Genomic DNA, 6,361 nt, shown 5'->3' on the forward strand with positions numbered 1-6,361 from the left:
GCGAGCATCGTGGCAGGAGACCCGGGCACCCGTGGCAGACTCGCGGGCATGTCGACCGCTGGGGGCCCCGAGCTCTGGGTCGTGCGCCACGGGGAGACCGAGTGGAGCCGCGACGGCAAGCACACCTCGACCACCGACCTGCCGCTCACGCCCGACGGCGAGGAGGCGGCGATCCTGCTGGGCCCGCGGCTCTATGACGTCGACTTCGACCTGGTCCTCACCAGCCCGCGCCAGCGTGCCCGGCGGACGGCTGAGCTGGCCGGCTTCCGCGACGTCGAGGTCGACGAGGACCTCGTGGAGTGGGACTACGGCGACTACGAGGGCATCACCACGGCCGAGATCCGGGAGTCGGTGCCCGGCTGGTCGGTCTGGACCCACCCCGTGCCCGGCGGCGAGACCGCCGACGAGGTCTCGGCCCGGCTCGACCGCGTCATCGAGCGGGCGCGCGACCACGACCGCACCCTGGTCTTCGCCCACGGCCACTCGCTGCGGGTGCTCACCGCCCGGTGGCTCGAGCAGCCGGCGGAGGAGGGCCGGTTCTTCCGGCTCGACACCTCGACGGTGTCGGTGCTGGGCTTCGAGCGGGAGACGCCGGTCCTGCTGAAGTGGAACAGCTGACGTGCGGATCGACCTCCACACGCACTCGTCCGCGAGTGACGGCACCGACACCCCTGCCGCGCTGGTGCGCGAGGCGAAGGCAGCGGGTCTCGACGTCGTCGCGCTGACCGACCACGACGCGACCTCCGGCTGGGCGGAGGCGCAGGAGGCGGCCGACGAGGTCGGCATCACGCTCGTGCCCGGGCTCGAGATCAGCACGAAGCTCCACCACCGCGGCGTCCACCTGCTGGCGTACCTGCCGGACCCGACGTACGCCCCGCTGGTGGAGGTCCTCGGCCGGATCCTCGAGGGCCGCAGCTCCCGGACGCCGGCCATCGTGGCCGCGCTGCGGGCGCACGGCATCGACCTGACGGAGAACGACGTGCACCGCGAGGCCGGCGGGTCGGTCGCGGCCGGCCGCCCGCACGTCGCCGACGCGCTCGTCCGGCGCGGCGTGGTCGCCGACCGCACCGAGGCGTTCGCGACCCTGCTCAGCCCCGGCCAGCCCGGCTACGTCAACCGCTACGCGCCCCAGCTGGAGGAGATGATCCCGATCGTGGTGGCCGCCGGCGGCGTCCCGGTCATCGCGCACCCGTGGGGCCGCCGGGGCGGCACCGTGCTCACCGAGGAGGTCCTCGCCGGGCTGCGCGGGATCGGCCTCGCCGGGATCGAGGTCGACCACCAGGACCACCCGCCCGAGCTCCGCGAGCGCCTGCGCGCCATCGCCGCCGACCTCGACCTCCTCGTCACCGGCAGCAGCGACCACCACGGCCTCGGCAAGGTCGACCACGACCTCGGGGTCAACACCACCGACCCCGAGGAGTACGAGCGGCTCGTCTCCCTGGCCCGCCGGTGAGGCTGCCCGACCGGGTCCTCGTCTACGGGGTCACGGGCAGTGGCAAGAGCACCGCCGCGCTCGCCATCGGTTCCCGCACCGGGCACCCGGTCACCCTGGTCGACGAGCTGACCTGGCTGCCGGGCTGGGTGCCGGTCGAGAAGTCAGTGCAGCGGGAGGTCTTCGGCGGGATCGTCGCGGGGGAGCGGTGGCTGCTCGACTCGTCGTACGGCATCTGGCTCGACCTGGTCCTCCCGCGCACGCAGCTGGTCGTCGGGCTCGACTACCCGCGGTGGCTGTCCCTCGCGCGCCTGGTGCGCCGCACCGTGTCCGGTGCGATCACGAAGGAGCCGCGCTGCAACGGCAACGTCGAGACCTTCCGCAAGATCGTCGACCGCACGTCCATCATCCGCTGGCACTTCCAGTCCTTCGCCCGCAAGCGGGACCGGATGCGCGCCTGGGCGGCCTCGTCCGACGGCCCGGACGTGCTGCTCTTCAAGCACCCTCGGGAGCTCGACGCGTGGCTGGAGTCGCTCGAGGACGAGGGCTCGGTCCGTCATACGAAGCCGCACGGATGAGTGCCGTTCGGGATGACGGATCCTGTCGGGTCCTCCGGCTCACGCCGGTGATCTGGCCACGGGCGCGTCGCGAGCTGGCCGGACCGGTCGCCGCGCCGAAAGAGCTCCGTCGCTCAGATCGTGCGACTCATCCGCAGGGAGTGTGCCTCGACCGTCCCGTCATCAGCCGTCACGAACGGCACGCGTTCGCGGACGACGAAGCCCCGAGCGACGTAGAAGGGGATGCCGAGGTCGTTGCCCTCGGTGACCGACACCCACTGCTCAGTCGCGCCTGCGGCCTCCTGCTGGTCTGTGACGAAGTCCAGCAGCGCCGTGCCGATGCCGCGCCCTCGCAGCGGTGGACGCAGGTAGAGCACGTAGACGGTGCCGACCCCCGGGCCAGTGACACCGCCGCCCGCGGCGCCCAGGACCCCGCCGGACTCCGACACTGCCACGACGTACCCCTGCCACTCGATGGCCTCGCCGGCCGTGGCGACCTCACGGCGCACCCGGGCCGGGTCGTAGTACGCGTCGGCCTGCCGCTCGATGGTGGCCGGCGGGAGCAGGCCCTGCGAGGACACCGCGAAGCCCTCGCGACAGACGTCGCAGATGGCGTCCTCGTCTCCTGCACGTGCGAGGCGGACCTCGTACGCCGGCACCTCGAGAACTGTGGTCACGTCGCCGGAGCCTAGAGGGCAAGCGTTCAGGTCACCCCGGCGTGCCCGGCTCACCACCCGAGCTCGCGCAACCGGGCGTCGCCGATCCCGAAGTGGTGGCCCACCTCGTGGACGACGGTCCGTCGCACCTGCTCGACGACCTCGACCATGCCGCAAGTGGCCCCCCGCGCGCGCAAGCGGCCGCGGCGGGTCAGGGTCGCCGTCAGCCGCCGCGCCGCACCATCCGGTGCTCGAGCCCGACGTCCTCGGGCTTGGAGATCCCGTCGAAGGCGAAGCCCTGGCGCTCGTAGAACCGGATGGCACGCTCGTTGCCGTCGAGGACCCAGAGGTAGGCGTCGGCCCGACCGATCGCCGCCTCGAGGAGGGCGAACCCGACGCCCGTGCCGTACGTCGCTGCCCGCACGTAGAGCGCCATCAGCTCGAGCGCGGGCAGGCGGTCGTCGGGGTCGTCGCGGCCCGGGCCGGTGCTCGAGAAGCCGACGAGACGGTCACCCGACCACGCCAGCAGGTTGTCGCTCGACCTGGCCTCGATGATCCCGCGCCAGCTCGCGACCCGCTCGGCCCGGCGGTCGCGGCGCTCGGCGAAGACGGACGCCGGCATGAGGTCGGCGTACGCCTCCTCCCAGACATCGAGGTGCAGGTCGGCGAGCGCCTCGGCGTCGTCGACGCGCGGGGGCGCGATGCGCACCGTCACCGGCGGCCCATGTTCTGGGTCAGCCGCAGCACCCGGTTGGGGATGGCCTTGGTGAGGGCGATGATCGTCTTGTACTGGGCACCGGGGATCGAGTAGGCGCGGCCCTTCTCGAAGTCCTCGAGCGCCTTGCGGACGAGGAAGTCGGCCTCGAGCCACATGAAGCCGTCGCCGCGCGTGACCTGCATCCGCTGGTGGAACTCGGTCTTGGTGAAGCCGGGGCACAGGGCCATGACCTTCACGCCGCGCGAGCGGTACTCCAGGTGCGCCCACTCGCTGAAGCTGTTCACCCACGCCTTGGCCGCGGAGTAGCTGCCGCGGGGGAGGAAGGCGGCGACGCTGGAGACGTTGATGATGCCGCCGTGGCCGCGCTCGGCCATCGCGCCCAGCGCCGCGTGGCTGAGCCGCAGCACGGCGGTGACGAGCACCTCGAGCATGGCGGTCTCGTCGTCGGCGGAGTTGTCGAGGAAGCGCTGCTTGAGGCCGAAGCCGGCGTTGTTGACGAGCAGGTCGACCGGGCGCGCGCGGTCGGCCAGCCGGGCCTCGACGGTGGCGAGCTGGTCGCGGTCGACGAGATCGGCGACGAGGACCTCGACGTCGACCTGGTGGGCACGCCGCAGCTCCTCGGCCACGGCCTCGAGGCGCTGGGCGTCACGGGCGACGAGGACGAGGTCGTCGCCGCGGTCGGCGAGCTGGTGGGCGAACTCGAGGCCGATGCCGGCCGTCGCGCCGGTGATCAGGGAGGTACTCATGGGTGGCAGCATTTCAGGACGACCGGACCGTTCGCGACCCGGTCCGGCAGAATGGCCGGCGATGAGCACCAAGAGCCGGGGAGCGGCCCCCGTCACGCTGGCCGTCGCGAACCAGAAGGGCGGGGTCGCGAAGACCACGTCCGTGGCCTCGATCGGGGCCGCACTGGCCGAGCTGGGGCACCGCGTCCTGCTCGTCGACCTCGACCCGCAGGCGTGCCTGACCTTCTCCCTCGGCATCGACCCGGAGGACCTCGAGACCTCGGTCCACCACGTCCTGACCCAGGGCGTGGACCCGGCCGAGATCATCATCGAGACCGAGGACGGCGTCGACGTGCTGCCGGCGACCATCGAGCTCGCCCGTGCCGAGGCCGACCTGCTCACCCGCACCGGGCGCGAGCACGTCATCAAGGGTGCGCTCGAGCAGCTCCAGGACGACCTCGACGACACCGAGGAGGGGGCGTACGACTGGGTCCTGCTCGACTGCCCGCCCTCGCTCGGCGTGCTCACCGTGGCGGCACTGACCGCCGCCGACGGCGTGCTGGTGCCGCTGCAGTGCGAGACGCTCTCGCACCGCGGGGTCGGGCAGCTGCTCGACACCGTCCACGACGTACGACGGTTCACCAACCGCGGCCTCGAGGTGTGGGGCGTGCTGCCGACGCTCTACGACGGCCGCACCAACCACGCCCGGACCGTGCTGGAGACGATCAGCGAGACCTACGACCTCGAGGTCGTCGAGCCGCCGATCCCCAAGACGATCAAGTTCGCCGAGGCGCCGGCGGCCGGCCGCTCGATCCTGGCGACCAGCCGCAGCAGCAAGGGTGCGAAGGCCTACCGCGAGGTGGCCGAGAACCTCGTGTCGCGCGCGTCGCGGCCGAAGCCGAAGAAGACCGCGAAGAAGGCTCCGAAGAAGCGCTGACTCATGCCTTGGGGGCCTCGACCGACTGGCCGCCACGGGTGCGGCGGCGGCTGCGGTTGCGGCGGCGCGGGGCGTCGCCGGACTTCTCCGAGGACGAGCCGCCGCCGGAGCGGTCACCGGAACGACGCTCGCGCGGCGCCCGCTCGGCCTTGGGAGCCGGCGGGGCGGGGTCGACGACGCGGCCCTTGGTGCCGGCCGGGATGCCCTGGTCGTGGAAGAGGTGCTCGGAGGTCGAGTACGTCTCCTGCGGCTCGTCGAAGGGCAGGTCGAGCGCCTTGTTGATGAGCTTCCAGCGGTGCAGGTCGGCCCAGTCGACGAAGGTGATCGCGGTGCCGGAGGCGCCGGCGCGGCCGGTGCGGCCGATGCGGTGGACGTAGGTCTTGTCGTCCTCGGGGCAGGTGTAGTTGATGACGTGGGAGACGCCGCGCACGTCGATGCCGCGGGCCGCGACGTCGGTGCAGACGAGGACCTGGATCTTGTCCTCGCGGAAGCGGGCCAGCGCCTTCTCGCGCGCCACCTGGGCCATGTCGCCGTGGAGCGGCGAGGCCTTGAAGCCGCGCTCCTGAAGGTCCTCGGCCACCCGCTGCGCCTGGCGCTTGGTGCGGGTGAAGACGATCATCTTGTCGGCGTCCTCGGCCTGCAGGACCCGGCCGATGATCTCGGTCTTGTCCAGGTCGTGGGCCTGGTAGATGAACTGGGCCGTGGCCGGCACCGTGGCGTTCTCGTAGGACGACTCGGCGCGGATGTTCATCGGGTGGCGCATGTGGGTGCGCGCGAGGGCGACGATCGCGGCCGGCATGGTCGCCGAGAACAGCATCGTCTGGCGGGTCTCGGGCGTCTTGGAGATCAGGGTGATGACGTCGGGCAGGAAGCCGAGGTCGAGCATCTCGTCGGCCTCGTCGAGCACGAGCGCGTGGACGTGGGAGAGGTCGAGGGACCTGCGGTTGGCCAGGTCGATGAGACGGCCGGGCGTGCCGACGACGATGTCGACGCCGGCGTCGAGGGCCTCGAGCTGCGGCTCGTAGCCGACGCCGCCGTAGACGGTGAGGACGCGCAGGCCCAGGTCGGCGCTGGCGAGGGCGAGGTCGCCAGAGACCTGGAGCGCGAGCTCGCGGGTCGGGGCGACGATGAGGGCCTGCGGCTTGCCCTGCGGCATGTCGGCGTACGCCGGGTCGCTGGGCGCCACCGAGCGCTGCAGCACCGGGATGCCGAAGGCCAGCGTCTTGCCGGTGCCGGTGCGCGCCTGCCCGATGAGGTCGGTGCCGAGGAGAGCGACCGAGAGGGTCATCTCCTGGATGGCGAAGGGGGTGGTGATGCCGGCGCGCTCGAGCGCGTC

At 72.3% G+C, this 6,361-nt stretch carries 9 protein-coding genes; 4 read left to right on the forward strand and 5 right to left on the reverse strand.

The annotated features are described in order from the left end of the window. The first annotated feature begins 48 nt into the window (after nt 1–48). From ACE3QY_RS20480 to ACE3QY_RS20490, 3 genes are read left to right on the forward strand one after another with little or no spacing between them, the layout of a single operon-like run. Entirely contained in the window at nt 49–618 is a 570-nt protein-coding gene (locus ACE3QY_RS20480) for a histidine phosphatase family protein (protein ID WP_374457909.1), read from the forward strand. 1 nt (nt 619) lies between these two features. Further along, nucleotides 620–1,453 carry a PHP domain-containing protein gene (locus tag ACE3QY_RS20485; protein WP_374457910.1) on the forward strand — a complete coding sequence of 278 codons (834 nt, stop codon included), beginning with the start codon at nt 620–622 and terminating at the stop codon, nt 1,451–1,453. Further along, nucleotides 1,450–2,010: an adenylate kinase gene (locus tag ACE3QY_RS20490; RefSeq protein ID WP_374457911.1), complete on the forward strand. Its 561-nt coding sequence runs from the start codon at nt 1,450–1,452 to the stop codon at nt 2,008–2,010. The genes ACE3QY_RS20485 and ACE3QY_RS20490 overlap by 4 nt, the downstream gene beginning before the upstream one ends. Before the next feature lie 113 nt (nt 2,011–2,123). Here the strand turns inward: ACE3QY_RS20490 and ACE3QY_RS20495 are convergent, their stop codons facing one another. The 4 genes from ACE3QY_RS20495 to ACE3QY_RS20510 are packed head-to-tail and all read right to left on the reverse strand — an operon-like array spanning nt 2,124 to nt 4,109. Beyond that, complete coding sequence (locus ACE3QY_RS20495; RefSeq protein ID WP_374457912.1) at nt 2,124–2,666, reverse strand: GNAT family N-acetyltransferase; 543 nt, start codon at nt 2,664–2,666, stop codon at nt 2,124–2,126. A gap of 50 nt (nt 2,667–2,716) precedes the next feature. Further along, nucleotides 2,717–2,815 carry a metallopeptidase family protein gene (locus ACE3QY_RS20500; protein WP_374457913.1) on the reverse strand — a complete coding sequence of 33 codons (99 nt, stop codon included), beginning with the start codon at nt 2,813–2,815 and terminating at the stop codon, nt 2,717–2,719. Between the two features lie 53 nt (nt 2,816–2,868). Further along, entirely contained in the window at nt 2,869–3,360 is a 492-nt protein-coding gene (locus ACE3QY_RS20505; RefSeq protein WP_374457914.1) for an N-acetyltransferase family protein, read from the reverse strand. Then, a complete protein-coding gene (locus tag ACE3QY_RS20510; protein WP_374457915.1) occupies nt 3,357–4,109 on the reverse strand; it encodes an SDR family NAD(P)-dependent oxidoreductase in 753 nt (250 codons plus the stop codon). Before ACE3QY_RS20510 ends, ACE3QY_RS20505 begins: the two co-directional genes overlap by 4 nt. 61 nt (nt 4,110–4,170) lie before the next feature. Between ACE3QY_RS20510 and ACE3QY_RS20515 the strand changes: the two genes are divergently transcribed. Beyond that, nucleotides 4,171–5,025, forward strand: coding sequence for a ParA family protein (locus ACE3QY_RS20515; protein ID WP_374457916.1), 855 nt, complete (start codon nt 4,171–4,173; stop codon nt 5,023–5,025). Between the two features lies 1 nt (nt 5,026). On the opposite strand, the gene ACE3QY_RS20520 is transcribed toward ACE3QY_RS20515, so the two are convergent. Continuing rightward, nucleotides 5,027–6,361, reverse strand: a 1,335-nt coding sequence (locus ACE3QY_RS20520; protein WP_374457917.1) for a DEAD/DEAH box helicase, incomplete at its 5' end; no start/stop codon positions are given.

The organism is Nocardioides sp., from assembly GCF_041913365.1.
Classification (GTDB): Bacteria; Actinomycetota; Actinomycetes; order Propionibacteriales; family Nocardioidaceae; genus Nocardioides.